This is a genomic window from Saccharopolyspora sp. NPDC045839, assembly GCF_056431645.1.
Window position 1 is genome coordinate 63869 of sequence record NZ_JBWKKH010000037.1, and the last position, 25491, is coordinate 89359.

General features: G+C 70.5%; 25 protein-coding genes. 9 read left to right on the forward strand and 16 right to left on the reverse strand.

The features are described from left to right. Positions 1-63: 63 nt before the first annotated feature. The 3 genes from AC07EQ_RS35920 to AC07EQ_RS35930 all read right to left on the reverse strand — a co-directional run bounded on the left by AC07EQ_RS35920 (position 64) and on the right by AC07EQ_RS35930 (position 3066). A complete protein-coding gene (locus AC07EQ_RS35920; protein WP_478392262.1) occupies positions 64-255 on the reverse strand; it encodes a DUF397 domain-containing protein in 192 nt (63 codons plus the stop codon). Next, positions 256-1104 carry a helix-turn-helix domain-containing protein gene (locus AC07EQ_RS35925; RefSeq protein WP_478392263.1) on the reverse strand — a complete coding sequence of 283 codons (849 nt, stop codon included), beginning with the start codon at positions 1102-1104 and terminating at the stop codon, positions 256-258. Between the two features lie 228 nt (positions 1105-1332). Beyond that, complete coding sequence (locus AC07EQ_RS35930) at positions 1333-3066, reverse strand: pyruvate dehydrogenase (protein ID WP_478392264.1); 1734 nt, start codon at positions 3064-3066, stop codon at positions 1333-1335. 184 nt (positions 3067-3250) lie between these two features. Between AC07EQ_RS35930 and AC07EQ_RS35935 the strand changes: the two genes are divergently transcribed. Then, positions 3251-3418 carry a hypothetical protein gene (locus tag AC07EQ_RS35935; RefSeq protein ID WP_478392265.1) on the forward strand — a complete coding sequence of 56 codons (168 nt, stop codon included), beginning with the start codon at positions 3251-3253 and terminating at the stop codon, positions 3416-3418. Between the two features lie 53 nt (positions 3419-3471). Beyond that, complete coding sequence (gene bcp, locus AC07EQ_RS35940) at positions 3472-3945, forward strand: thioredoxin-dependent thiol peroxidase (protein ID WP_478392266.1); 474 nt, start codon at positions 3472-3474, stop codon at positions 3943-3945. Between the two features lie 338 nt (positions 3946-4283). Here the strand turns inward: bcp and AC07EQ_RS35945 are convergent, their stop codons facing one another. Further along, complete coding sequence (locus AC07EQ_RS35945; protein WP_478392267.1) at positions 4284-5042, reverse strand: sulfite exporter TauE/SafE family protein; 759 nt, start codon at positions 5040-5042, stop codon at positions 4284-4286. 153 nt (positions 5043-5195) lie between these two features. On the opposite strand from AC07EQ_RS35945, the gene AC07EQ_RS35950 reads away from it, so the two are divergent. Further along, positions 5196-6623, forward strand: a complete 1428-nt coding sequence (locus tag AC07EQ_RS35950) for a carotenoid oxygenase family protein (RefSeq protein WP_478392268.1) — start codon at positions 5196-5198, stop codon at positions 6621-6623. A 49-nt stretch (positions 6624-6672) separates the two neighbouring features. On the opposite strand, the gene AC07EQ_RS35955 is transcribed toward AC07EQ_RS35950, so the two are convergent. Together AC07EQ_RS35955 and AC07EQ_RS35960 are read right to left on the reverse strand one after the other, a co-directional pair. Further along, positions 6673-7368 carry an MOSC domain-containing protein gene (locus tag AC07EQ_RS35955; protein ID WP_478392286.1) on the reverse strand — a complete coding sequence of 232 codons (696 nt, stop codon included), beginning with the start codon at positions 7366-7368 and terminating at the stop codon, positions 6673-6675. A gap of 28 nt (positions 7369-7396) precedes the next feature. Beyond that, positions 7397-8518 (reverse strand): L,D-transpeptidase, encoded by a 1122-nt coding sequence (locus AC07EQ_RS35960; protein WP_478392269.1) that lies wholly within the window; start codon positions 8516-8518, stop codon positions 7397-7399. Positions 8519-8882: 364 nt separating this feature from the next. Between AC07EQ_RS35960 and AC07EQ_RS35965 the strand changes: the two genes are divergently transcribed. Further along, entirely contained in the window at positions 8883-12071 is a 3189-nt protein-coding gene (locus tag AC07EQ_RS35965; protein ID WP_478392270.1) for an NACHT domain-containing protein, read from the forward strand. Positions 12072-12083: 12 nt separating this feature from the next. Here AC07EQ_RS35965 and rdgB read toward each other — a convergent pair whose 3' ends face one another. The 6 genes from rdgB to AC07EQ_RS35995 form a co-directional block, all read right to left on the reverse strand. Continuing rightward, entirely contained in the window at positions 12084-12689 is a 606-nt protein-coding gene (gene rdgB, locus AC07EQ_RS35970) for an RdgB/HAM1 family non-canonical purine NTP pyrophosphatase (RefSeq protein WP_478392271.1), read from the reverse strand. Beyond that, on the reverse strand, positions 12686-13441 hold the full coding sequence (gene rph / locus AC07EQ_RS35975; protein ID WP_358576377.1) for a ribonuclease PH: 756 nt from the start codon (positions 13439-13441) through the stop codon (positions 12686-12688). Before rph ends, rdgB begins: the two co-directional genes overlap by 4 nt. Positions 13442-13623: 182 nt before the next feature. Further along, entirely contained in the window at positions 13624-14076 is a 453-nt protein-coding gene (locus AC07EQ_RS35980; protein ID WP_478392272.1) for an N-acetyltransferase family protein, read from the reverse strand. Between the two features lie 48 nt (positions 14077-14124). Then, the gene (locus AC07EQ_RS35985; RefSeq protein ID WP_478392273.1) at positions 14125-14895 is read right to left on the reverse strand and encodes an MBL fold metallo-hydrolase; all 771 of its coding nucleotides are present in this window, start codon (positions 14893-14895) and stop codon (positions 14125-14127) included. Then, positions 14892-15707 carry a glutamate racemase gene (murI, locus tag AC07EQ_RS35990; protein ID WP_478392274.1) on the reverse strand — a complete coding sequence of 272 codons (816 nt, stop codon included), beginning with the start codon at positions 15705-15707 and terminating at the stop codon, positions 14892-14894. The genes AC07EQ_RS35985 and murI overlap by 4 nt, the downstream gene beginning before the upstream one ends. Next, entirely contained in the window at positions 15704-16300 is a 597-nt protein-coding gene (locus AC07EQ_RS35995; RefSeq protein ID WP_478392287.1) for a rhomboid family intramembrane serine protease, read from the reverse strand. Before AC07EQ_RS35995 ends, murI begins: the two co-directional genes overlap by 4 nt. Before the next feature lie 185 nt (positions 16301-16485). Here AC07EQ_RS35995 and AC07EQ_RS36000 point away from each other — a divergent pair, with 185 nt between their 5' ends. Beyond that, on the forward strand, positions 16486-17316 hold the full coding sequence (locus tag AC07EQ_RS36000; protein ID WP_478392275.1) for an SMP-30/gluconolactonase/LRE family protein: 831 nt from the start codon (positions 16486-16488) through the stop codon (positions 17314-17316). Between the two features lie 256 nt (positions 17317-17572). Here AC07EQ_RS36000 and AC07EQ_RS36005 read toward each other — a convergent pair whose 3' ends face one another. The 4 genes from AC07EQ_RS36005 to AC07EQ_RS36020 form a co-directional block, all read right to left on the reverse strand. After that, positions 17573-18523, reverse strand: coding sequence for a PLP-dependent cysteine synthase family protein (locus tag AC07EQ_RS36005; protein WP_478392276.1), 951 nt, complete (start codon positions 18521-18523; stop codon positions 17573-17575). A 233-nt stretch (positions 18524-18756) separates the two neighbouring features. Continuing rightward, a complete protein-coding gene (locus AC07EQ_RS36010) occupies positions 18757-19035 on the reverse strand; it encodes a MoaD/ThiS family protein (RefSeq protein WP_478392277.1) in 279 nt (92 codons plus the stop codon). Between the two features lie 69 nt (positions 19036-19104). Next, positions 19105-19560: a M67 family metallopeptidase gene (locus tag AC07EQ_RS36015; protein WP_478392278.1), complete on the reverse strand. Its 456-nt coding sequence runs from the start codon at positions 19558-19560 to the stop codon at positions 19105-19107. 98 nt (positions 19561-19658) lie between these two features. Next, complete coding sequence (locus tag AC07EQ_RS36020) at positions 19659-20690, reverse strand: P1 family peptidase (protein ID WP_478392279.1); 1032 nt, start codon at positions 20688-20690, stop codon at positions 19659-19661. A gap of 195 nt (positions 20691-20885) precedes the next feature. On the opposite strand from AC07EQ_RS36020, the gene AC07EQ_RS36025 reads away from it, so the two are divergent. The 4 genes from AC07EQ_RS36025 (at position 20886) to AC07EQ_RS36040 (ending at position 25363) form a co-directional block, all read left to right on the forward strand. Next, positions 20886-22196 (forward strand): MFS transporter, encoded by a 1311-nt coding sequence (locus tag AC07EQ_RS36025; protein WP_478392280.1) that lies wholly within the window; start codon positions 20886-20888, stop codon positions 22194-22196. A gap of 45 nt (positions 22197-22241) precedes the next feature. After that, positions 22242-22898 carry a response regulator transcription factor gene (locus tag AC07EQ_RS36030; protein ID WP_478392281.1) on the forward strand — a complete coding sequence of 219 codons (657 nt, stop codon included), beginning with the start codon at positions 22242-22244 and terminating at the stop codon, positions 22896-22898. Positions 22899-23081: 183 nt separating this feature from the next. Continuing rightward, a complete protein-coding gene (locus AC07EQ_RS36035) occupies positions 23082-24455 on the forward strand; it encodes a sensor histidine kinase (RefSeq protein ID WP_478392282.1) in 1374 nt (457 codons plus the stop codon). Continuing rightward, positions 24455-25363, forward strand: coding sequence for a TAXI family TRAP transporter solute-binding subunit (locus tag AC07EQ_RS36040; RefSeq protein WP_478392283.1), 909 nt, complete (start codon positions 24455-24457; stop codon positions 25361-25363). Before AC07EQ_RS36035 ends, AC07EQ_RS36040 begins: the two co-directional genes overlap by 1 nt. The last annotated feature ends 128 nt before the right edge of the window (positions 25364-25491 follow it).

Here is a 25491-nt window from a genome sequence, read left to right on the forward strand (position 1 = left end):
CCTGCCGGGAACCGGTTCGGTGATGGTGGCTCCGCTCTTCCCCGGGAGCGGAGCCACTGCTGGTCAGGAGTCGAAGCAACCGTGCTTCAGGCCGCGCACGAACTCGTGCCAGCGCTGCACCGCAACGGTGATCTGACCGGCGGCGCGATTCTTGGTGTCGCGAACTCCGACGTGGTCGGAACCGAAGCCGACTTCGACGCACTGGCCCTGCCCCTGGGTGCGGGTGCTGGTGCGCCAGTCGGTAATGCTTGACATCTACAGCTCTCCTATACGTTGTTGGAGGAGTTTCACGGAACCCTCAGGGTCTACCGCATGCGCGCGTAAATGTTCCATCATCATCACGTAGTTCGATAGCTCGATCTCCCTTTCGAGGTAAAGCCCGCCCACATGTGTTTCCAGATAAACCACGTCCGGGTCGACGTTATTCGAGTAGCGCAGGATGACGAACGGACCGGCCTGGGCGGGATGGGCACCCGCGTCCAACGGCATCACCTGCAGCGTCACGTGCGGCATTTCCACCAGCTTGAGCACGTGTTCCAGCTGGCGGCGCAGCACGCCGTTGCCACCGACGCAGCGGCGCAACGCCGCTTCCCCGACGACCGCCCACAGCTCCAGCGGGTTCGCCCCGACGACCCGCTGCTGGCGTTGTATTCGGAGATCTACTCTTCGAGTAATTTCCGAATCATCCGCTCGAATGAGCGTGGCCTTGGTCAGCGCATAGGCGTATTCACGCGTTTGGAGCAGTCCGGGAATGGCCTCGGACTCGTACGTGTCAATTGACGAAGCTTCGGCTTCGAGCCCCACATAGGTCTCGTACCACTCCGGCAGGACATCGCTGTACGAATGCCACCATCCGCGCTTCCTGGCATCTCGCGCCAGGTTGATCAGCTGATCCCGCTCGGCCCCGTCCACCCCGTAGAAGTCCAGCAACGCCGAGACATCACCGACCGAAGGCGACCGCTTCGCGGTTTCGAAGCGCCCGATCTTCGCCTGCGTGCAACCGAGGTGGGTGGCGGCCTGCTGCTGGGTGACCTCGGCCTGCGCCCGCAGCCGCCGCAATTCGGCGGCGAGACGGCGACGCCGCACCGTGGGACTGACTGTCATGATCTCCATACTCCACGCAACCCCACATTGCGTCACCACCCAGTCACCCTTACGACAGTAGGGTCACGCGGCATATTCCAAAGATTGCGCCGAATGGGCGTCACCCGGAGCGCGGCTGGGCGGGATTCCGTTTGCCGTTGCGGGCAAGCGAATCCGCACGGCGGGGGAACGAGCGGCGCCCCTGCCCGGCTCGCAGGCAGGGGCGCCGCTCGGTCGCGGAGCGGTGGCTTACGGCCGCGGCACGTTGCGCAGGTTGCTGCGCGCGAGCTGCACCATCTTGCCCACTCCGCCGGAGAGGACCGTGCGGCTGACCGCGAGCGCGAACCCCTTCACCTGGTCGCCGGTGATGCGCGGCGGGATCGACAGCGCGTTGGGATCGGTCACCACGTCCACCAGCGCCGGACCCGGTCGGCCCAACGCGTCGGCCAGGGCGTCGCGCACCTCGCCGGGCTTCTCCACCCGCACCGAGTGCATCCCGGCGGCCGCGGCCAGCGCGGCGAAGTCGACGTGGTCGTGATCGGTGCCGAAGTCGGGCATCCCGTCGACCAGCATCTCCAGCTTCACCATGCCCAGCGAGGAGTTGTTGAAGACCACGACCTTCACCGGCAACCGGTGGGTGCGCAGCGTCAGCAGGTCGCCGAGCAGCATGGCCAGCCCGCCGTCGCCGGACATCGAGATCACCTGGCGCCCCGGCTCGGCGATCTGCACCCCGATGGCCTGCGGCAGCGCGTTGGCCATCGAACCGTGCACGAAGGAGCCGAGCACCCGCCGCCGGCCGTTCGGCGTGACGTAGCGGGCCGCCCACACGTTGCACATCCCGGTGTCCACTGTGAACACGGCGTCGTCGGCGGCGAGGTCGTCGAGGACGTCGGCGACGTACTCCGGGTGGATCGGCACCTGCGTCTCGACGTTCCGCGTGTAGGCGTCGACGACGCGCTCCAGCTGGCCCGCGTGCTCGCGCAGCATCCGGTCCAGGAAGGACCGGTCCGCCTTCTGCGAAACGCGCGGAAGCACGGCGCGGATGGTCTCCCCGACGTCGCCGTGCACAGCCAGATCCAGGACCGTGCGCCGCCCCAGGTGCGCGGGTTCGATGTCCACCTGCACGGTGTTGGCCTGCGGCAGGAAGTTGTCGTACGGGAAGTCGGTGCCCAGCAGCACGACCAGGTCCGCGCGGTGCATCGCGTCGTAGCAGGCGCCGTAGCCGAGCAGCCCGCTCATCCCGACGTCGAAGGGGTTGTCGTACTGGATCCATTCCTTGCCCCGCAGCGCATGCCCGACCGGTGCGTTCAGCCGCCCGGCGAGCTCCATGACCTCCCGGTGCGCGCCGCGAGTCCCCGAACCGCAGAACAACATCGGCCGCTGGGCGGCGTTCAGCTTCTCCGCGAGCGCGGCCACCTGGTCCTCCGACGGCACCACGACGGGCGGCTCGCACTCGACGATGCCCTGGCCGGTGGGCCGGGTGGCCGGCTTCTGCGCGACGTCGCCCGGCAGCACCAGCACCGAGACGCCGCGCCGGCCGGCCGCGGTCTGGATCGCGGTGCGCAGCAGGCGCGGCATCTGCTCGGGCTGCGAGAGCAGCTCGCAGAAGTGGCTGCACTCGTTGAACAGCTCCTCGGGATGGGTTTCCTGGAAGAACCCGGTCCCGATCTGCTCGGACGGGATGTGCGAGGCGAGCGCCAGCACCGGAGCCCCGCTGCGGTGCGCGTCGAACAGGCCGTTGATCAGGTGCAGGTTGCCCGGCCCGCAGCTGCCCGCGCACACCGCCAGCCGCCCGGTCAGCTGCGCCTCGGCGCCGGCCGCGAACGCCGCGGCCTCCTCGTGGCGCACGTGCACCCACTCGATGCCGTCGGTGCGGCGGACCGCATCGACCACCGGGTTGAGGCTGTCCCCGACGATGCCGTAGATCCGGCGGACGCCGGCCTGCACGAGCACTTCGATGAACTGGTCGGCGACGGTGGGCATGGTGATCCTCCGGCGGTCGGTGGAACGGGCCACCCACCCGTCTACGCGGGGTGGTCGCGACCTGCAACTCGAAACCGCCGATAACCCGTACGAGGGACATCGGTAACGAACCGGGCGGCGAAGTCGATCAGCATCACGTCGACGTTCCATCGTCGGAATTCCCTGCCACCGGAAGGAAATCGCGGTGTCCATCCGCCTGTACACCACCTGCGCGCTGGCCCTGACCGCCTCCGCGGTCGCCGGACTGCTCGTCGGCGGATTTCTTGCGACAGCGGATCAGACGCCCGCCGGGCCGCAGATCACCCAGGTCTCGCAGCTGACCCCGGCGACCGGCGAGCTCGTCCGCGAGTGACGGTCGCTTCACCGGCCACGAACCGGTCGGGCGCATCGGATAGCGTCGGGAGCATGAGCGAACAGAATCGACTTTCGGCCGGCGACAAGGCACCCGAATTCGCGCTGCAGGACGCCGACGGCAACACCGTGTCCCTGGGCGACTACCGCGGCCGGTCCGTGGTGGTCTACTTCTACCCGGCGGCGAGCACGCCCGGCTGCACCAAGGAGGCCTGCGACTTCCGGGACAGCCTGGCGGTGCTCAACGACGCGGGCTTCGACGTCCTCGGGATCTCCCCGGACCAGCCGGCGAAGCTGGCGAAGTTCCGCGACGAGGAGGGCCTGACCTTCCCGCTGCTGGCGGACGCGGACAAGTCCGTGATGACGGCGTGGGGCGCGTTCGGCGAGAAGCAGAACTACGGCAAGACGGTGCAGGGCGTGATCCGGTCGACCTTCGTGGTGGACCCGGAGGGCAAGATCGCCAAGGCGCTGTACAACGTGAAGGCGACGGGCCACGTGGACCGGCTCCGCAAGGACCTCGGGGTCTGATCCGTTGGGCACCGACCCGGCCGGTGCCCTCCCAAGCCCCTCCAATTTTGCCTAAAACTGGAGAGCCCCACCCCGGCCACGAACCCCTCACCCGAGCTGGCGGACTCCCAATTTTGCCTAAAATCGCGAAACCTCCCCGACACCCACGCAAGCCTCACCTCGGTTCGGAGGCCCCCGATTTTGCCTAAAAATGGAGAGCCCCACCCCGGCAACGAGGCCTCGTCCAGGCTGGTGGGGTTCCGGTTTTGCCTAAAATCGCGAAACCTTCCCGGTGCCTGCGCGGGCCTCACCTTGGTTGGGGCGCCCCGGTTTCGCCTGGAATCGGGAAGCTCGCCCCGTCAGTCGAGGGCCATGTAGATCGCCACTCCGGCGGCGATCACCACCACCAGGTAGCGCAGCAGGTTCGACGGCAGCCTCTGGGCCAGCTTCCCGCCGATGAAGCCGCCGAGCACCGTGGTGGGCACCAGCATCAGCACCGCGATCCAGTCCACCGGCGCGATCAGCGCGTAGACGACCAGCGTCACGGCGCTGCCGATCATCCCCAGCCAGCTCTTCAGCGCGTTGAGCCGCCGCATGGTGTCGGTGGCGGCCAGCACCAGGATCGCGATCAGGATGACGCTGCGCGCGCCGCCGAAGTAGCCGCCGTAGATCGAGGCCAGGAAGATTCCCACCGTCAGCAGCACGGTGCGGTCCGGGGCGTCCTCGCCGGGCGTGCCCAGCCACTTGCGGATGGTGTTCTGGAACGCCATCAGCACGGCCGACAGCCCCACCAGCGCGGGCACCACGGCGTCGAAGACCTTGCCCGGCAGGACCATCAGCAGCACGCAGCCCAGCGCCGACCCGACGGCCGCGGCCACCGTGGTCAGCCACACCCGCCGCGGCGTGCCGGTGAGGTCCTTGCGCTGGCTGATCGCGGCCCCGACGAATCCGGGCCCCTGCGCCACCGAGTTGGTCACGTTGGCCACCAGCGGCGACATCCCGGTCGCCAGCAGGGCCGGGAAGACCAGCAGGGATCCGCCGCCGGCCACGGCGTTGATCGCGCCGGACAGGAAGCCGACGACGACGAGCAGCGCCAGTTCGAGCCAATCCGTGAACACGACTGCTGAAGTTAGCTTCTGGAACGACTCAAGTTCACACCGGGGCGAGCGGCATCACACCGCGATCCGGCCCCGATCGGCCGTTGCCCCTGTTCGGTAACGCCGTTATCGTTCCATAACGGCGTTACACAACCTCGCAGGAGGGTGTTCACCATGGACAACCCGTTCACGCAGGGCAACTACGCACCGATCCGGCAGGAGCACACCTGCACCGACCTGCCCGTCATCGGCGAGATCCCCGACCATCTCGACGGCCGCTACCTGCGCAACGGCCCCAACCCGATCTCCGAGATCGACCCGGACACCTACAACTGGTTCATGGGCGACGGGATGGTGCACGGCATCCGGCTCCGCGACGGGAAGGCCGAGTGGTACCGCAACCGCTGGGTCCGCTCCCCCGCCGCCACTCAGGCGCTCGGCGAACCGCCGCGCCCGCGCAACCCCCGCGCCGGCCTCGACGTCCTCGGCGCGAACACCAACATCATCGGCCACGCCGGACGCACGCTCGCCCTGGTCGAGGGCGGGGCGACGAATTACGAGCTGACCGACGAGCTGGACACCGTCGGTCCGTGCGACTTCGACGGCACGCTGCCGGGCGGCTACACCGCGCACCCCAAGCGCGATCCGGAAACCGGCGAACTGCACGCGGTGTCGTACTTCTTCGGCCGCGGCAACACGGTGCAGTACTCGGTGATCGGGGCGGACGGGCGCGCCCGGCGCACGGTCGACGTGGCCGTGTCCGGCAGCCCGATGATGCACGACTTCTCGCTGACCGAGAACCACGTGGTGTTCTACGACCTGCCGGTGAGCTTCGACGCGCGCCAGGCGGTCGAGGGCTCCGTTCCGGCGTGGCTGCGCCGCCCGGCCCAGCTGGTGGTGTCCGCGCTGATCGGCCGGGTCCGGGTGCCGGACCCGATCACGGCGCGGATGGCGCGCTTCACCCCGGCGAACCAGTCGTTCCCGTACCGCTGGAATCCGCGCTACCCGGCGCGGATCGGCGTGATGCCGCGCTCCGGCGGTGCGCGCGACGTCCGCTGGTTCGACGTCGAGCCGTGCTACGTCTTCCACCCGCTGAACGCCTATGAAACCGGAACCGGCCTCGTGCTGGAGATCGTGCGGCACGCGAAGGTCTTCGACGCGGACCTGCGCGGCCCGTCCGAGGGAGCCCCGACGCTGGACCGCTGGACGGTGGACTTCAAGTCCGGGCGGGTCCGGGAGGAACGCCTCGACGACCGCCTGCAGGAGTTCCCGCGCGTGGACGAGCGGCTGGTCGGCAAGCGCCACCGCTACGGCTACGCGGTCGGCGACGACACCCTGTTCAAGCACGACATGACGACCGGGAAGACGGAAACCCGCAGCTTCGGCGAGGGCGGCCAGGTCGGCGAGTTCGTCTTCGAGCCGAGGACCCCGGACGCGGCGGAGGACGACGGAGTCCTGATGGGCCTGCGCTTTTCGGCGGCGGAGGAGCGCAGCGACCTGCTCCTGCTGGACGCGGAAACCCTGGAGACGGTGGCCGAGATCCAGCTCCCGGACCGGGTCCCCAACGGCTTCCACGGCAACTGGGTCCCGACCGCCGGCTGACCCCGAGCAGCGGAAACGGCAGCCATGATCGTTGCTTTCACGGCAGGCGCTAGAGAAGCGCGACGGCGTCCCCGACCTGCACCGGTCCCGGGGTCGCGACCGTCGCCAGCGCGTCCAGGCGGGTGTCGTGCGCCTTGGCGATGGCCCGCAGCACCTGCGCCGAGTGCGGCAGGTCCCGCTGGGCCTCGTTGACCATCGCGCACCGCTCGCTGGACCGCACGAACTCGACGCACAGGCCGCCGATCCGCGCCTTGCTCCCGAACCACTCGTCCTCCGCGAAGGGCGGGGTGCCCGGCGGCGTGCGAACCAGGAGGTTCGGCCGGAAGCGCCGCTCGTCGACCGGCACGCCCGGGGCGGCCGAGCGCACCCAGTCGAGGGTGGCGGTGGTCAGGACGCTCAGCGGGAGCTGGTCGAAGTGGGAAACGGCCGCCTCGCGCGCCACCTCGACGTCGTCGCGGCCGAGGTAGCCGCGGAGGTACGCCGTCGGGTCCGCGACGACCGTGCCGTGCGGATCCAGCAGCTCCGGCTCGTCGGCGTCATCCAGGTAGCGGGAACGCAGCTCCAGCAGGCCGGGCATCCGCCGGAAGCGGCGGGTGTTCTTCCCCGAACCGAACTTGCCCTCGGCGTCGCGCACCGCGAAGAGCCGGTCCCCGAGCAGCCCCCGCGCATCGACGTCGACCCGCTGCAGCGGCTCACCGCCGGTCGACTTGATCGGGTACCGCCAGATCCGCTCGACCACTGCCATCACCCGGACGAGGCTACCGACGCCGCCGCTAGTGGAGGGCGCTGCCGGCCTGCCACTGGTCCCAGGACAACGCCCAGTCGCCGTAGGTGTCCCACACCGGCAGCGCCGGGCCGCCGGAGTTGGCGACCTCGACGACGTCGCCGAGCCCGAAGTGCTCGAAGAACCACTGCGCGTTGGCCTGGTCGAGGTTGATGCAGCCGTGCGAGACGTTGGAGCTGCCCTGCTGCGCGACGCTGGCCGGGTTCTCGTGCACGAACTCGCCGTCGTTGGAGATGCGTTCGGCGAAGAACTCGTCGGACCGGTACGCCTTCGGGTCGGGCGGGCACACGCCGTAGGTGCAGGAGTCCATCGTGTACTTCTGGTGCTTGTCCGAGATGACGTGCGCGCCGACGTGGGTCGGGGTGATGTCCTTGCCCATGCTGATGGGCATCGTGTTGACGAGCTGACCGTTGTGGAAGATCTGCATCTGCTCGGTACCGCCGTCGGCCTTCGCGATCCAGGAATCGTGCACCGCGAAGTCGATGCTTCGGTCGGTCTCCCCGTAAACCCCGCCGCCCAGGTCGACGCCGTAGAGGTTGATCTTCAACGTCACCTTGGTGCCCGGCTGCCAGTAGTCCTGCGGCCGGTAGTGCACTTCCTTGCCGGAAATCCAGTACCAGCCGCCGGGCTGGTCGGGAGCGCTGCTGAGCTGCAGCGCCTTCTCCGCGGCGGCGCGGTCGGTGATGGCGTGGTCGAACCGGACGACGATGGGCTGCCCGACGCCCACGTCGTGGATGGACGGCGCCGGGACCACGCTCGGGTAGGCCTGCGCCTTGGGAGCGAGCGTGTGGATCGCCTTGTGCTCCGTGGTGCTCTTCCCGTCGCCGTCGACGACCGTGGCGGCCACGTCGTAGACCTTGTCGTAGGCGAGCACCTCGGTGGTGCGCCAACCCGTCTGACCGTCGGCCATCTGCCCGGCGACCTGCTTGCCGTCGGGATTGGTCACGGTGACGGCGGTGAGCCTGCCGTCGCGGACCCGCACCTCGATGGGCGTGGTCGGGTTCACCTGGTCGCCCCCGGCGGCGGTGATGTCGACGACCGGCGCGGGCTTCGGAGGCGGCGCGGCATTCTGCCCACCGCCGCCCGGAGAGCAGCCGGCAATCCCGGCCAAAGCCCCGAGAACAACACCAGCAACACAAACCCGAAAACGGACGAATTCCCGCCGTCGAACACCTCGGCTCATTACCCCAGCTTACTCAGAAATCCGACTCCCCCAATGCCGCGGAAATATGCGGCGAAACAGATCGAGAAAAACGAGATGTCGCATCGGCGCACTAAATCCGAATTAACTGGAATTGCCCCGAATCCGGGCGCGGAGGGTCTCGCCACGACAACCGCCCGCGACACTGCGCACACCACAGCCTCTGCCGAGTCCTCCTTGCCCCGCCACAGGTCACCACGGTTGACCAGCGGATTTGTCCGAAACCGCCGATTCCCGCGAAGATCGGCAGTGGAGTCTGCCTGAGGGGGTTGGCGTGTCCGGACTCGAAACGGCCTTCCTGCGCGTCGGCGGAACCGTCGTCAAGCACGTCGCCACTGCCTGGTTGACCAGGAAGAAGACGGAGAACCGCCGAGGCGCGGAGCTCACCGAGCTGATCGCACAGCGCTTCGGCGGGCTCCGCGAGCGGGACCGCCGCGCACTTCGCCGCAAGCTCGAAGAGGTCGGCGAGCTCGCCGGCGAACAGCTGGAAAAGCTGTGCGCGAGGGAATTCGCCGATCTGGCGGAGAACGAGCGCCTCGCCGCCCTCGACGCGGTCGTGGACGCCCTCGCGGAGGCGGACCTCTCCGACGCCGTGCTCCTCGGCGCGGACCTGCACCCGATCTCGCTCGCCAAGCGGGTCCGCGACCAGGTGCCCGACGCAACCGCCCGGGCCGGGCTCGGTGCGGGCGCACAGGCGCTGTTCGATCGCGCCCTGGACCAGAGCTGCGTGCAACTGGTGCACCTGGTCCGCGAGCTGCCCGAATACGATTCGCGCCTGGCCGAGGAGACCCTCCGGCGCGCGTCCGCCGTCCTGTCCGGCATCGACCGGATCCTGGAACGATTACCGGTCACCAGCCTGGACGCACCGGCCGGGGCCGACCACGACGAGCAGTTCCGCGCCCGCTACCTCGACCTCGTCGCCAAGCACAACGACGACCTGGAGCTGATCGGCGTCAGCATCCGCAACTTCCGCCCCAAGACCCGGCTTTCCGTGGCCTACCTCAGCCTCAGCGTCGACGAGGGACGTCACCGCAACGACCCGTGGTCCGCGCAGCACAAGCACCGCAACGAGTCGATGCGGGTCGAAGCCGCGCTGAGCAGGGCCGAACTCACGCTGGTGCGCGGGGAGGCCGGTTCGGGCAAGAGCACGCTGCTGCGCTGGATCGCGGTGCAGGCCGCGCGCAACGGCTTCACCGGTGCGCTGCAGAAGTGGAACGGCCGGGTGCCGGTGCTGATCAAGCTCCGCGGCTACGCCGACCGCCCGCTGCCGCACCCGGAGGAGTTCCTGTCCGAGCCGCGGAGCCCGCTGGTCGGTCCGGTCCCGGCCGGCTGGGTGCACCGGCGGCTGATCGCCGGTGAGGTGCTGCTGCTGGCCGACGGCGTGGACGAGCTCGTCGAGGACGAGCGCGGCCGGGTCCGCGACTGGCTCGGCAACGTGCTGCAGAGCTACCCGGGCACCGCCGTCGTGGTGACCGCCCGACCGGCCGCGGCGAGCACCACGTGGCTGCGTGCCGAAGGTTTCACCGCGGTCGATCTGGAGCACATGACCGCCTCCGACGTCCACGAGTTCCTGCGGCGCTGGCACCAGGCCCTGCTCGACTCCGAGGTCGATGCGCTGCCGTTCGACCGGGCCGAGGTCCGGGCCCACCAGCGCGGCCTGATCGCGAAGCTCGACGCCCGCCCGCACCTGCGCAACCTGGCACGCAGCCCGCTGCTGTGCGCGATGTTGTGCGCGTTGAACCTCGATCGCGGCGGCGACCTGCCGCGCGATCGCAAGAACCTCTACGAGGCGGCGCTGGAGATGCTGCTGGTCCGGCGGGAATCCCTGCGCGGCATCCGGCACGAGATCGACCTGACCTACGCGCAGAAGCTGGTGCTGCTGCAGGACCTGGCGTTCTGGCTGAACCTCAACGGCCGCGCGGAGATCGACCGCGACAACGCCTTGCGCCGCATCGAGCGGAAGCTGCCGACCATGCCCGGGGTGACCTGCCGGGCCGAGGACTGCCTGGACTTCCTGGTGGAGCGCAGCGGGGTCGTCCGCGAACCCGCCGAGGACCGCATCGACTTCGTGCACCGGACCTTCCAGGAATTCCTCGCCGCGCGCGAGATCGCCGCGGAGGAGCACGTCCCGCTGCTGGTGGACAACGCGCACTCCGACCAGTGGCGGGAGACCGTGATCATGGCGGCGGGCCTGCTGACGCGGCCGCGTCGCGCGGACCTGCTGACCGGCCTGCTCGACCGCGCCGAGCAGTCGAACGTGAAGCAGCGCCGCCGCCTGCTGCTGCTGATCGCCACCTGCCAGGAATCCCTCGACGACCTGCCGGTGTCCATGGTGGATCGCCTGGAGGCCGCGATCGGCAGCCTGGTCCCGCCGCGCAACACCCGGGAGAGCCAGTCCCTGGCGACCGTGGGCGAGGTCCTGCTGAGCTACCTGCCCGAACGCACCGGGGAGCTGTCCGCGGCGCAGGCGGTGGCGTGCGTGCGCACGGCTGCGCTGATCAACGGCCCGGCGGCGCTGGAGCGGCTCGCCGAGTACGCGGTGGATCCGCGCGGCGAGGTGCAGGACGAGATCGCGGCGGCATGGGAGCTGTTCGAGCCGCAGGTGTTCGCCGAGCGGGTGCTCGCGCACGCCCCGCTGAACGGCGGCCACCTCGCGGTGCGCAACCTGGACCAACTGCCGCACCTGGCGAAAGTCGCCGCGCTGCAACGGGTTTCGCTGCGGATCCGGGAGGAGATCGGCGACCTGGACTTCCTCCCGCGCGACATGCCGATCGCCGCGATCAACGCTTACAGCCGCACCCCGGTGTCGCTGCGCCCGCTGCGCGACCACCCGGAGCTGACCTACCTGCTGCTGAGCAACTCGACGAGCTGGACCGATCACGGCGTCCTGCGCGAACTACCCGGGCTCCGGCACCTCTTCTTCGCGCAGCGCCCCGGCCCGGACCGGCTGGACTTCCTGGACAACCTGCCCCGGCTGCGGGAGCTGTGGCTGTTCGAACTGCAAGGGGTGACCGACTACGCACCCATCACCAACAGCGCCGACCTGGAGGTGCTCAGCCTGCAGAACCCGCGCAAGATCGGCTTCCTGTCGGACCTGACCGCGCTGTCCCGCCTGCGGGAGCTGCACATCCACGACTGCGGGACCGCAGACGTCTTCGACCGCACCTACGAGTCGTTCCCCGAGCTGTGGCGGGTCCTGTTCAACAGGTGCTGGATCACCGACCTCGCGGCGCTGGGCGCACTGCCGGACCTCCGGCGTCTGGAGATCATCGACTGCCCGTCGTTGACCAGTGTGGATGCGTTGCGGCGGATGCCGCGCCTGCGCACCGTGAACCTCCGCGGCACCCGCCCCGGCCTCGACCTGTCGCCGATGGCCGGACGCGACATCCGGGTGATCGTGGGCGCGAAGGACCGGGTGAAGGGCATCCCGCTGTTGAGACCCGGCACCGTCCGCCGGGTCTGACCGCGCGCTCGTTCAGCCCGCGAGTTGGCGGATGGCCGGGAGGAGGAGTCGCAGTGCCCGGCCTCGGTGGGAGTCCGCGTCCTTCTCCTCCGGGGAGAGTTCCGCGCTGGTCCGGGTTTCGCCTTCCGGGACGAAGACCGGGTCGTAGCCGAAGCCGTTGACCCCGCGCTCTTCCCGGATCACCGTGCCCCGCCACTCGCCGCGCACCACGGTTTCCGCGCCGTCCGGCAGCACCAGCGCCGACGCCGACACGAACGCCGCCCCGCGGCGCTCGTCCGGGACGTCCGCGAGCTGGCCCAGCAGCAGGTCCAGGTTCGCCTGGTCGTCCCCGTGCTTGCCCGACCAGCGGGCCGACAGGACTCCCGGCATCCCGTTGAGCGCGTCGACCGCGATGCCCGAATCGTCCGCGATCGCCGGCAGGCCGGTGGCCTTCGCCGCGTCCGCGGCCTTGGCCACCGCGTTCTCCTCGAACGTCGCGCCCGTCTCCGGCGCCTCCGGGAACTCCGGGACGTCGGCCAGGCCGATGACCTCCACGCCGGTCACGCCCTCGGCGGCGAGGATCCGGCGCAGTTCCACCAGCTTCTTCTGGTTCCGGGTGGCCAGCAGCACTCGCGTCATGCCGCGCTCCCCGGGAGTTCGCCCGGGTAGGGCTCGGCCAGTGCCGCCGACTGGAGCTCGGCCAGCTTGGCGCAGCCGTCCAGCGCGAAGTCGATCATCTTGTCCATCGTGGACCGCGTGTAGGTGGCGCCCTCGCCGGTGCCCTGCACCTCCACCAGGGTGCCGTGGTCGGTGGCCACCACGTTCATGTCCACCTCGGCACGGGAGTCCTCCTCGTAGGGCAGGTCCAGCCGCACTCGGCCGTCCACCACGCCGACGCTCACCGCCGCGACCGAGCAGGACAGCGGCTTCGGGTCGGACAGGCGACCGGCCGCGCCCAGCCACGTCACCGCGTCGGCCAGCGCCACGTAGGCACCGGTGATCGCGGCGGTGCGGGTGCCACCGTCGGCCTGGATCACGTCGCAGTCCAGCGTGATGGTGTTCTCGCCGAGCGCCGCCAGGTCGATGCAGGCCCGCAGCGAGCGGCCGATCAGCCGGCTGATCTCGTGCGTGCGGCCGCCGATGCGGCCCTTCACCGACTCGCGGGCGCTGCGGGTGTTCGTCGACGACGGCAGCATCGCGTACTCGGCGGTCACCCAGCCGAGCCCGGAGCCGGTCCGCCAGCGCGGGACGCCCTCCTGGACGCTGGCCGCGCACAACACCCTGGTCTTGCCGAACTCCACCAGCACCGAACCGGCCGGCCAGTCCTGGTATCCGCGCGTGATCCGCACCTCTCGGAGCTGGTCGTCGCTCCGCCCATCCGCTCGTGCCACGCCCCCAACCCTAAGCCCGCCAGGCAGCGGCACCGCCGACCACCCCTGGCACCCGGCCGGACGAACCGGGCGCGCCGCGCCGGCACGGGGTCGCGAAATCGCCATCCGGCACGCGTGGCGAACGCCGATTTCGCGCGAAATCGCCGCTCGCTCCAGGTTGGGCGTCATGCCGCGTGCAGGGTCTACGGTCGCCAGGCGTAGCGGATGTCCGGTTCTCGTTCTTCGTTGCGCCGCCCGTCGGTCCGCTCGACCTCGACGAAGCCGTGCCGCTCGTAGAACCGCTGCGCCGGGGCGTTGACCTGGAACGTCCACAGATCCAGTCCTCCGGGACGCTGCCGCTTGGCCAGGTCCGCGAACCGGTCGCCCAGACCACGGCCGCGCCACGACGGTTCGAGGTAGAGCTGGTCCAGCTCCGCGCCGTCCAACACCAGGAGCCCGACCACCGAGCCCGCGGTGACAGCCACCCAGCATTCGTGCTGCGGCACGACGACATGCGAGAACCAGCTCCGCACCTCGTCATCCCCATGCGCGCGGCGCACGGTCGGCAGCGCGGTGGCGAAGGAACGCAGCCACACGTTGGCCATGCCGAGCGCATCGGCATCTCCGGCACGCCGGAGCACGAGGTGATCGTCCACGACGGCTGACTGTGGCAGACGAGACGCCGCGACGCAGCCGAATATCCGTCAGACGTCGTAGGTGCGGTCGGCGGCGACGAGCTCGGTCGGGCCGTCGAACGCCGCCTTCGCCTCGGCGAGGATCTCCTCGCGGTCCGCCCACGGCACGATGTGCGTGAGCAGCAGGCGGCGGGCTCGGGCCGCCTTCGCCACCTCGGCCGCCTGGCGCCCGGACAGGTGCACACCCTCCGGCGCGTCCGGGAAGTCCGCCCAGGACGCCTCCGACAGCAGCACGTCGGCGTCCACGGCGAGCTCGGTCAATTGCGGGCACGGCCCGGTGTCACCGGTGTAGGCCAGCACCTTGCCCTCGGCCGCCACGCGGAATCCCCACGACGCGCAGAGGTGCGCCATCGGCACCGCCTGCACCTCGAACGGGCCGACGCGGACCGGCTCCGCCGCGATCGGGATGAACTCGAACACATCGGACAGATCGGTCTCGGCCCGCTCGGCCGCGTCCGGCGCGTAGAGGGCCGCCAACCGCTCCGGGGCGTTCTCGGGCGCGATCACCGGTAACCGCCGCGCGGTCGGGTCGTGCGGCGGGTTCGGGTGGTAGCGGCGCAGCACCGTCAGCGCGGCGAAGTCCGCGCAGTGGTCCGGGTGCAGGTGGCTGAAGAACACCGCGTCGAGCTGGAACGGGTCGACGAACCGCTGCATCGCGCCCAGCGTGCCGTTGCCGAGGTCGAGCGCGATGCGCGTGCCGCCGGACTCCAGCAGGTATCCGGACGACGGCGAGTCCGGGCCGGGAAAGCTGCCGGAACAACCGAGGATCGTCAGCTTCATGCGATGGAGCTTGACACGGTCAGCGGCCGAACGGCATCGGCCACCACGGCCGGACCTAGGAAGCGAGCCGCCAACCGGGCGAATCGGTCCGGCGCGCCGGTGGCGCGGAACTCGTGCTCGGGCACCGTCTCCGGATCGGCGAGCAGGTCGTTCTCGGTGAGCGCCCGCAGCACGTCCTTGGCCGTCTCCTCCGCGCTGGAGACCAGCGTCACGTGGTCGCCCATCGCGAGCTGCAGCACACCGGTGAGCATCGGGTAGTGCGTGCAGCCGAGCACCAGGGTGTCGACGTCGGCCTGCTGCAGCGGGTCCAGGTAGCTCTGCGCCAGGCCGAGGATCTGCCTGCCGCTGGTGATGCCGCGCTCGACGAACTCCACGAAGCGCGGGCACGCGACCGTGGTGAGCGTGATGTCCCGGGCGGCGGTGAACGCGTCGTCGTAGGCGCGGGACTGGATGGTGGCCTTGGTGCCGATCACGCCGACGCGGCCGTTGCGGGTCGTCGCCACCGCCCGCCGCACCGCGGGCAGGACCACCTCGACCACCGGGATGTCGTACCGCTCCCGGGCGTCGCGCAGGCAGGCCGCCGACGCGGTGTTGCAGGCGATCACCAGCATCTTCACACCCTCGTCGACCAGCGAGTCGGTGATCGCGAGGGTGCGGGCGCGGATCTCGGCCAGCGGCATCGGGCCGTACGGGGCGTTGGCGGTGTCGCCGACGTAGTGCACCGTTTCGGCCGGCAACTGGTCCATGACCGCGCGGGTCACGGTCAGCCCACCGAGGCCGGAGTCGAAGATCCCGATCGGGGCGTCAGTCACTCGGCCAGTTTGCCAGGCGCGGGTTCGGCGACCTGCCGACGAGTGCTGCGCGCCACCAACCAGGCCGCGAGCACCCCGCCCAGCGCGCCGAACAGGTGGCCCTCCCAGGAGATGCCGGGCTGGCCGGGCAGCACGCCCCACAACATGCCGCCCCAGTAGAAGAACAGCGCCACCGCGACCAGGATCTGCGCGAAGCTGCGCTGGAAGAAGCCGCGCAGCAGCAGGAACACCATCCAGCCGAAGATCACGCCGGACGCGCCGACGTGCACCCCGGGCGCGCCGACCAGCCAGGTGCCGATGCCGCCGACGAGCCAGACCGTCGCGGTCACCGCGATGAACTGCCGCAGCCCACCGGCCAGCACCAGCCAGCCGAGCACCAGGAACGGCAGCGTGTTCGCCCACAGGTGTCCCCACCCGGCGTGCAGCAGCGGCGCCCACGCGATGCCGCCCAGGCCGTCGACGTCCCGCGGCTCGATGCCGTAGGCGTCGAGGCTCGAAGCAGGGGTCGCGACGTCGTAGAACTCGATGCCGTAGAGCGCCGCGACGGCGATGAGCATCCCGACGGCGGCTCGCAGCGGATTCTGGGGCAGCACGCGTGCCCGGCGGCGTTCAGGCAGTCGGTTCACACCAACGAGGCTACGCGGCGGAGTCCCCCCAGGTCTCGGGGATGACCCCGATATTTGCCGTGGGGCCGCACGTCACCGGGCCGAGCCATGATCAACAAGAGTCGCCCCGGTAAAGTCCCGGATCGTCGTGCTCGTCCCTCGAAAGGTGCCCTGTGCAAGCCCAGGTCGACATCGCGGTGCCCGCGGAGGCGCGGTCCGGACAGGCACCGACCTGGGACGTCGGCACCGACACGCTGCTCTGGACCGACGCGCCCGCCCACACCGCGCACCGATACGTCCCCGGGCAGGCCGATCACGTGATGGGGCTGCCCCAGCAGGTCGGCGCCGCGAAACCGCGCAGCCGCGGCGGACTGGTGCTGCACCTGGCCGAAGGCATCGCCCTGTACGACGCCGGCGGTGAACAGCGCACCTGGCTGGCCTACTGGGCCCGCGACGGCGTCCAGGCCGGGGCGACGACGATCGACCGCAAGGGCCGGCTGTGGGCGACGACCTTGGGCGCCGGGGGCTGGCTGGCCCGCGTGACGGCGGACGGCGCGGCGAAGATCGCGGTGCCCGACCTGGTCGCCGGGCACGGCATCGGCTGGAGCCCGGACGACACCCGGATGTACCTGTCGGACGGCGCGGCGCGACGCATCGACGTGCTGGACTTCGACGTCGTCGCCGGTGCGGCCGGCAACCGCCGGGCGCTCTGCGACGTCGACGGCGAGCCGGGCGGCCTGTGCGTCGACGACGCGGGCCGGATCTGGGTCGCGGTGCGCGACCGGGGCGAAATCCGCTGCTACACCGCGGAAGGTGAGCTGGAGCGGACGATCCCGCTGCCGGCGCGCCGCCCGACGGACTGCTGCTTCGGCGGCCCGGACCTCACGGACCTGTACGTCACAACGGCCCGCGACGGCGTCCCCGGCCCGGCCGAGGCGGACGGCGCCCTGCTGGTCCTCCCGAACATCGGCACCGGCACCCGCCCCTTCGCCTTCACCGGCTGACGCCGCACCCCCGACCCGTTCACCGCAATTTCCATTGAAACCGAAGGTTCAATTTCAATGGAAATTGCGGGTTGTCCACAGTCTCCGGCGTGTCGTGGGTCCGACACGCCGGAGGATGTGGACAACTTCTTCAATTTCAATGGAAATTGCGGACCCTCGGAGAGAGGTTTCAATTGAAACTGTGGAACGACGCGGGTGAGGAGCACCTTTGACCCGGCGGGTCAGAGGTGCTCCTCGGGGAGCTCGTCCGCGGTGGTCAGGCCCAGAGCTGGCCTTCGAGGCGTTGGGCCGCTTCGTCGAGGGTGCCGCTGTAGGCGCCCGTCGAGAGGTACTTCCAGCCCGCGTCGGCCACCACGAACGCGATGTCCGCCGATTCTCCTTCTGCCGCAGCCTTTTCCGCGATCGTCAGCGCCGCGTGCAGCACGCCGCCGGTGGAGATTCCCGCGAAGATGCCCTCGCTCTCCAGCAGCTGGCGGGTGCGGCGCAGCGCGTCGTAGGAGCCGACCGAGAACCGGCGCGACAGCACGTCCGGGTCGTACAGCTCCGGCACGAAGCCCTCGTCGAGGTTGCGCAGGCCGTAGACCAGCTCGCCGTAGCGCGGTTCCGCCGCGACGATCTGCACGTCCGGCTTCTGCTGGCGCAGGTAGCGGCCGACGCCGACCAGGGTTCCGGTGGTGCCCAGCCCGGCCACGAAGTGCGTCACCGTCGGCAGGTCGCGCAGGATCTCCGGTCCGGTGGTGCGGAAGTGCGCTTCGGCGTTGGCCGGGTTGCCGTACTGGTAGAGCATCACCCAGTCCGGGTTCTGCTCGGCCAGCTCCTTGGCCACCGCCACCGCCTGGTTCGAGCCGCCCGCCGCGGGCGAGGAGACGATCCGCGCCCCGTAGGCCTGCAGCAGCTGGCGGCGTTCCTCCGAAGTGTTCTCCGGCATCACGCAGACCAGGCCGTAGCCCTTGAGCTTGGCCGCCATCGCCAGCGAGATCCCGGTGTTGCCGGAGGTCGGCTCCAGGATCGTGCAGCCGTGAGTGAGCCGGCCTTCCTTCTCGGCCGCCTCGATCATGGCCAGCGCCGCCCGGTCCTTGATCGAACCGGTCGGGTTGCGGTCTTCCAGCTTGGCCCACAGCCGGACGTCCGGCGCCGGTGACAGGTGGGGCAGCCCCACCAGCGGGGTGTCACCGAGCGCGTCCAGCAACGAGTCGTAACGAGCCACGGTGCGTCTCCTCCTCGCCCTCCGCCCGGAGGGGAATGTCCTGCTGCGGGTGGAGTTCTTCCGCGCCCGCGAGGCGCGGAGCTCCACGTGCCGGGCCGCTCGGACCTCGCGACCGGCATCGCCGCGGGTTCCCAGAGGCCTTCCCGCTTGCGACGGCCCCCATGCCGGGGCCGGGAGAAGGCCTCTGAGGTTCCGCTACCCGCGCCGTGCGACGCGGGTCCCGCAGAATTCCGTCAGCGCATGCCGCCGGCGACGGCCGGGAGGATGGTGACGCTGTCGCCGTCGGCGACCTTGGCCTCCAGGCCACCCGCGAAGCGGACGTCCTCGTCGTTGACGTAGACGTTGACGAAGCGGTGCAGATTGCCTTCCTTGACCAGGCGGTCCTTCAGGCCGTTGAAGTTGCTGTCGAGGTCGTTGATCACCTCGGCGACGGTGCCGCCCTTGGCCTCGACGGACTTCTCGCCGCCGGTGTGGGTGCGCAGGATGGTGGGGATCGAAACCTTGACTGCCATTGGGGAACCTCCTGTCCACGAAGGACTTCGTTGGGATCGGGACGCGAACACTGGTGGGCGAGCCGCGGCTCAGTCGAGGTCTGGGACCTCGTCGGCACCGGTGTGGGCGAACATGTACGACTCCACGACCTCCACCGGCTCCTCGGTCACAGAGCCGTCGAGGATCCGGTAGGAACGCAGCTCATGGGTCTTCGGGTCCCGGGTGGACACGAGCACGTAGTGCGCGTTGGGCTCCGAGGCGTAGGAGACGTCCGTGCGCGATGGGTACGCCTCGGTCGAGGTGTGCGAGTGGTAGATGACCACCGGCTCCTCGTCCCGCGCGTCCATCTCGCGCCACACCTTCAGCTGTTCGGCGGAGTCGAACCGGTAGAAGGTGGGCGAACGCTCGGCGTTGATCATCTCGATCAGGCGTGTCGGGCGGTCCGACCCTTCCGGGCCGGTAATCACGCCGCACGCCTCGTCCGGGTGGTCCCGTCGGGCATGCGCGACCATCGCATCGACCAGGTCGCGTCGGATCACCAGCACAGCAACCATCCTAATAGGTGAGGCACCGGCCTCCCACGATGTGGAAGATCCCGCTACCGGTGCGGCTTCGTCGGGCGAAAACGCAGGTACACGATGATTCATTCCCGCGCCGAGGGGTAGAGGCGCGTGTAGGAAGTCACCTCGTCCACCGGTTCGGCGGCCAGCACGCCGCGCACGATCGCCCGCGCGACGACGTCGGCCGCGACCGCGCACACCGCGTCCAGCCGCGCCGCCCAGTCCGGCTCGCCCGGCGCGGGCAGGGCGGCTCCGGTGCCAGTGGCCAGCGCGAACATCGTGTCGCCGTCGACCAGGAGGTGCGCAGGCCGGACGGTGCGGGCCAGCCCGTCCTGCGCGGCGACCGCCAGCCGCCGGCACTCGGCCTTCGAAAGCTTCAGGTCGGTGGCGACCACGCCGATCGTGGTGTTCAGCGGCCGCTCGACCGGGCCGTGCCGCCCGGGGCGCTTCCCGAACAGCCGCCGGCCCGCTTCGACCTCGGCGGGATCGGGCGGGCGCAGGCCGGGCGCCGGGATCCACGGCAGGCCGGCGTCCGGGTCGATCGCCGAGCCGGCCGCGTTGACGGCCACGAGCGCGCCGACGGTGGTGCCGTCGTCCAGCACGGCACTGGCCGTGCCGATGCCGCCCTTCACCGTGCCCACGACCGCGCCGGTGCCCGCGCCGACGTTGCCCTGCCGGGCCTCGGTGCGGCTCGCGTTCTCGCAGGCCCGGTGGCCGAACCCGGCGTCGGGCCGGTTGCCCCAGTCGCTCATCGGCACGTCGAAGATCACCGCGCCCGGCACCACCGGAACCACGTGCGACGGATCGGCGCCGACCCGCACGCCGTGCCCGCGCTCGCCGAGCCACCGCATCACCCCGTCGGCCGCCGCCAGGCCGTAGGCGCTGCCGCCGGTGAGGACCACGCCGTGCACCTGCTGCACCAGATGGCTCGGTTCGAGCACATCCGTCTCGCGCGTTCCGGGGCCGCCGCCGCGCACGTCCACCGCCGCCGTCGCGCCCTCCGGCACCAGGACCACGCTGGTGCCGGAGGCCCAGTGCTCGTCGAGCCGCTGCTCGTGCCCGACCCGCACTCCGCCGACGTCGACGATCGCGTCGAGCGCCCCTGCCCTGGGCATCCGATGGGCTCCTTCCGTCCGGGGTCGTGAGTGTTTTGGGCTGCTATAGCGACCCGAAGCACTCACGAGCCACCAACCGCACACCGTGATCACCCACGTTGGCATCACGTTAACCAGACGTAAAGGAAGCGCCGCCGTTCTTGTTGTCGATCCCCTGCCTCCGCACTGTGAGTCCGTTCACTAGGAGGAGGACGGATGTCAACTGAGGTGCACGGCCGCGACGCTGCGGCTCGCTCCGGTGGCGAGCGCCGGGTGGTCGCCAACGTCATTCGCGGCTCGATCGGCAACTTGATCGAGTGGTACGACTGGTACGCCTACACCGCGTTCAGCGTGTACTTCGCGGCGGCGTTCTTCCCCGCGGGCGACCTGACCGCCCAGCTGCTCAACACCGCGGGCGTGTTCGCCATCGGCTTCCTGATGCGCCCGCTCGGCGGCTGGCTGCTCGGCCGCTACGCGGACCGCTTCGGCCGCCGGGCCGCGCTGACGCTCTCGGTGACGCTGATGGCCTGCGGCTCGCTGGTGATCGCGCTGACGCCGGGCTACAACACGATCGGCATCGCCGCGCCGCTGCTGCTCGTCTTCGCGCGGCTGGTGCAGGGCCTCTCGGTCGGCGGCGAGTACGCGACGTCGGCGACCTACCTGTCGGAGGTCGCCACCGCGAGCAAGCGCGGCTTCTACTCCAGCTTCCAATACGTGACGCTCGTCGCCGGGCAGCTCACCGCGCTGGGCGTGCAGATCCTGCTGCTCCTGGTGCTCACCAATGAGCAGATGGATTCGTGGGGCTGGCGGATCCCGTTCGCGATCGGCGCGATCGGCGCGGTGATCGTGATGTGGCTGCGCCGCGGCATGGACGAGACCGAGAGCTACAAGAAGACCTCGGAGGGTGGCCAGTCGCGCGGCACCGTCAAGGCGCTGCTGCAGCACCCCAAGGAGTGCCTGCTCGTCGTCGGCCTGACCCTCGGCGGCACCGTGGCGTTCTACACGTACACGACCTACCTGCAGAAGTACATGGTGGCGACCTCGGGCATCGAGAAGGGCACCGTCGCCTGGATCAACTTCCTGGCGCTGCTGGTGTTCCTGTTCCTGCAGCCGTTGGCGGGCGCGCTTTCGGACCGCATCGGCCGCCGCTGGCTGCTGCTGGCCTTCGGCGTCTGCGGCACCGTGCTGACCGTGCCGATCATGACGCTGCTCGGCTCGACGCAGGACCCGGTCACGGCGTTCGCGCTGATGATGGGCGGCCTGGTGATCGTCACCGGCTACACCTCGATCAACGCGATCGTGAAGGCGGAGCTGTTCCCGACCAACATCCGCGCGCTCGGCGTCGGCCTGCCCTACGCGCTGACAGTGGCGATCTTCGGCGGCACCTCGGAGTACGTGGCGCTGTGGCTGAAGAAGGCGGGCATGGAGCAGGTGTTCTTCTGGTACGTCTCGGGCTGCGTGCTGATCTCGCTGGTCGTGTACCTGCGGATGCGCGAGACGTCGAAGGACTCCCGTCTGGAGGGCTGACCCGGCGCGTCGCCATACTCGGGGCGGAGCTTTCGGAGGTGGCTGGTGCGCGTGCTTCTCGTCGAGGACGACGACGGCGTGGCGGATGCGCTCGTCGACGTCCTCGCCGCGCACGGCCACCAGCCCACCCGGGTCTCGCGCGGCGCGGACGCGCTGACCCGGCACCGGGATCACGACCTGGTGCTGCTCGACCTGGGGCTGCCGGACGCCGACGGCCTCGACGTGCTGCGGAAGCTGCGCCGGGTCGGGCCGATCCCGGTGGTGGTGCTGACCGCCCGCGGCGAGGAGCGGATGGTGGTCCGCGGCCTGCGTTCCGGCGCGGACGACTACCTGGTCAAGCCGGTGCGGATGGCGGAGCTGCTGGCCCGCATCGAGGCGGTGGCCCGGCGCGGTCGCCCGGCGGCTGCGGCCGCCGACGAGGTCCGGGTCGGCGACGTGCTGGTGGACCTGCGGACCCGCCGGGTGCGGGTCCGCGACCGCGACGTGGAGCTGACGCCGAAGGAGTTCGACGTGCTCGCGGTGCTGGCCGGCGAGGCGGGCAGCGCGGTGAACAGGCAGCGCCTGATGGACGAGGTCTGGGGCGACGCCTACCTGGCCGTCTCGCGGTCCCTGGACGTGCACATCGCGCAGCTGCGCGCCAAGCTGGGCCGCCCGGAGCTGCTGGTGACGATCCGCGGCTTCGGCTACCGGTTCGGGGAGTGATCAGGTGAGCACGCGTCCTGCGCGCCGGTGCGGATCGCGGCCTCGCGGCGGCGTTTTCGCGCGAAAACGGCGCCGCCCAGCCACGCGGGGCGCCGGTTTCGCGCGAAAACGACGTTCCTCCCCGCACCGCCGCCCAGCGGATTCGCCGCCGTGCTCGCGGCCTCGCGACTTCGGTGACCGCTGATGCGCCGACGCTTGCTGCTGGTGCTGCTCACCTTCTCGGTCCTCGCGGTGGCCGGGTTCGCCGCTCCGCTACTGCGCGCCACCGCCGCGGAGCGGACGCAGCAGCTGGTGCTCGCCCGCACCGCCGACCTCGACCGGTTCGCCGCGCTCGCCGATCACGCGTTCAGCACCGGCGACACCAACCAGCTGCTCGCCGAGGTCGGCCGCTACACCGAGCTCTACGGCGAACCGCTCGTGGTGGTCGACGCGAATCGGGCGCCGGTCGTGGAAACCGGCGGCATGCACGCCACCGACGTGGCCGAGTCGATCGACAAGGCGCTGCGCAACGAGCTGGCCGGGCCGGTGCCGTTGCTGCAGCCGTGGTCCGAGGGCGAGCTGATCCGGTACCGGCCGGTCGGTGACGGCACGCGGGTGACCGGTGCGGTCGTGCTGCGCGCCTCGGTGCAGCACGCGACGGAGGACATCGCCACGCGGTGGGCGCTGATCGTGGCGGGCGCGCTGAGCGCCTTGGTGGTGTGCGGGCTGCTCGCGTTGGTGCTGGCCCGGTGGATCCTGCGGCCGTTGGCGGAGTTGCGGGCCGGGGTGCGGGCAATAGGCGCCGGCTCGCGCCGGTCGCGGGTGCCGGAGGACGCCGGGCCGCCGGAGCTGCGGGAGCTGGCGGTGTCCTTCAACCGCATGTCGGAGGCCGTCGCGGACGCCGAGGAGCAGCAACGGCGCCTCGTCGCGGACGCGTCGCATCAGCTGCGCAACCCGATGGCCGCGCTGCGCCTGCGGGTCGACGCGCTGGAGCGGCGGATCACGCCGGAAGGAGCGCAGAACTACCGGTCGACGCTGGACGAGGTGGACCGGTTGGAGTCGTTGCTGGACCGGCTCCTGAATCTGGCCACCGCCGATCGCGAACCCGAGGAATCCACAGTGGAGCCCTGTGAGGTGGATGTCGTGGTGGCCGACCGGATGGAGGCGTGGCGCTCCGCAGCCGAGGCGGCCGGAATCCGGTTCGCGGAACCCCGGCTCGACCCCGCCGAGGCGGTTCTCCCCGCCGAAGACCTCGCCCAGGTTCTGGACATCCTGCTGGACAACGCCATCAAGTACGCCGGGAACGGGGCAACCGTGGCGGTGACCTGCGAGGCCGGGCCCGGCAGCTGCGTGCTCACCGTCAGCGACACCGGACCGGGCCTGTCCGGCGACGAGATATCGCTTGCCGCGCAACGCTTCTGGCGCGCCGGGCGACACCGCGGAGGCCGCGGCTCCGGGCTCGGGCTGGCGATCGCCGACCGCCTGGTGACCGCTCGCGGTGGCTCGCTGCGCATCGAAGCCGCCCAGCCGCACGGCCTGTCGGTTCGGCTGGAACTGCCATCTCGGGAGGAAGCGTGATGCGCCGCAGAACTCTGCTCGCCCTCGCCGGCGCCGGGCTGGTCAGCGCCTGCACTGGGCGGACACCCGCGCGCACCCTCCGCATCGCCGCCGGCGAGCCGGGCGGCTTCTACACCGCCTTCGCCGGGCAGCTGGCCGCCCAGGTATCGGCGACCATTCCGGGTCTGCGGATAACGGTGTCGAGCAGCCAGGGCAGCGTCGCGAACGTCGAGATGCTGCGCGACGGGCAGGCCGACCTCGGAATGGTGCTCGCCCACACCGCCGCGGCGGCGCAGAACGGTGATCTCGGCCCGCGGATTCCCCTGCGCGCCTTGGGTCGGGTGTACGAGAACTACACACAGCTGGTCGTGCTGGCCGACAGCCCCGTGCACAGCCTCGATGAGCTGGCCGGACGCAGGGTTTCGATCGGTGCCCCGAAGTCCGGGACGGCGATGCTCGGAGCCCACCTCTTCGCGGCGCACCACGGGGTGCACCGCGAAGCGCTGCCGCTCGAAGATGCGATCGCGGCGTTGGAGCGCAGGACGATCGACGCACTGCTCTGGTCCGGCGGTCTGCCGACGCCGGTGCTCAAGACGCTCGACGATCGGGTCGGCATCCGCCTGCTGCCGCTGGACACGGCGGCGGCCGGCTGCGGCCCGCTGTGCGACCCGGTCCTGGTGCCACCCCGCGCCTACCGGAACACCGGCGGAATCCCCACGGTCGGCGTGCCCAACATCCTGGCCTGCACCCCGGAACTCCCCGCCGACCTGGCCGAAGCGGTGGTCCGGATCCTGGTGCTCCGCGCACCGTTCCTGGTCCCGCAGGAGACGGTGGGAACCCAGTTCCTGGACGTCCGGAACCTGATCGGCACGGGCGCGGTCCCCCTGCACCCGGGCGCCGAACGCGCCTACCGCGACCTCCACGGCTGACCCAACCACTCCGTAGGTCCCCAATTTTGCCTAAGGGGTCCTTGCAGAATGATCTTGTTGTGGCAAGGTGGTGGCTGGAGTTGATCACGTTTGCTTGTGGAGGAGCGTGGGATGGCTCAGCCGAAGCC

Bases quoted from the DNA above. Each gene is read 5' to 3' on its own strand.
- AC07EQ_RS35920 (WP_478392262.1), bottom strand. From the start codon at position 255: ATGTCAAGCATTACCGACTGGCGCACCAGCACCCGCACCCAGGGGCAG.
- AC07EQ_RS35925 (WP_478392263.1), bottom strand. From the start codon at position 1,104: ATGACAGTCAGTCCCACGGTGCGGCGTCGCCGTCTCGCCGCCGAATTG.
- AC07EQ_RS35930 (WP_478392264.1), bottom strand. From the start codon at position 3,066: ATGCCCACCGTCGCCGACCAGTTCATCGAAGTGCTCGTGCAGGCCGGC.
- bcp (WP_478392266.1), top strand. From the start codon at position 3,472: ATGAGCGAACAGAATCGACTTTCGGCCGGCGACAAGGCACCCGAATTC.
- AC07EQ_RS35950 (WP_478392268.1), top strand. From the start codon at position 5,196: ATGGACAACCCGTTCACGCAGGGCAACTACGCACCGATCCGGCAGGAG.
- AC07EQ_RS35955 (WP_478392286.1), bottom strand. From the start codon at position 7,368: ATGGCAGTGGTCGAGCGGATCTGGCGGTACCCGATCAAGTCGACCGGC.
- rdgB (WP_478392271.1), bottom strand. From the start codon at position 12,689: ATGACGCGAGTGCTGCTGGCCACCCGGAACCAGAAGAAGCTGGTGGAA.
- AC07EQ_RS35985 (WP_478392273.1), bottom strand. From the start codon at position 14,895: ATGAAGCTGACGATCCTCGGTTGTTCCGGCAGCTTTCCCGGCCCGGAC.
- AC07EQ_RS36010 (WP_478392277.1), bottom strand. From the start codon at position 19,035: ATGGCAGTCAAGGTTTCGATCCCCACCATCCTGCGCACCCACACCGGC.
- AC07EQ_RS36020 (WP_478392279.1), bottom strand. From the start codon at position 20,690: ATGCCCAGGGCAGGGGCGCTCGACGCGATCGTCGACGTCGGCGGAGTG.
- AC07EQ_RS36025 (WP_478392280.1), top strand. From the start codon at position 20,886: ATGTCAACTGAGGTGCACGGCCGCGACGCTGCGGCTCGCTCCGGTGGC.
- AC07EQ_RS36035 (WP_478392282.1), top strand. From the start codon at position 23,082: ATGCGCCGACGCTTGCTGCTGGTGCTGCTCACCTTCTCGGTCCTCGCG.
- AC07EQ_RS36040 (WP_478392283.1), top strand. From the start codon at position 24,455: ATGCGCCGCAGAACTCTGCTCGCCCTCGCCGGCGCCGGGCTGGTCAGC.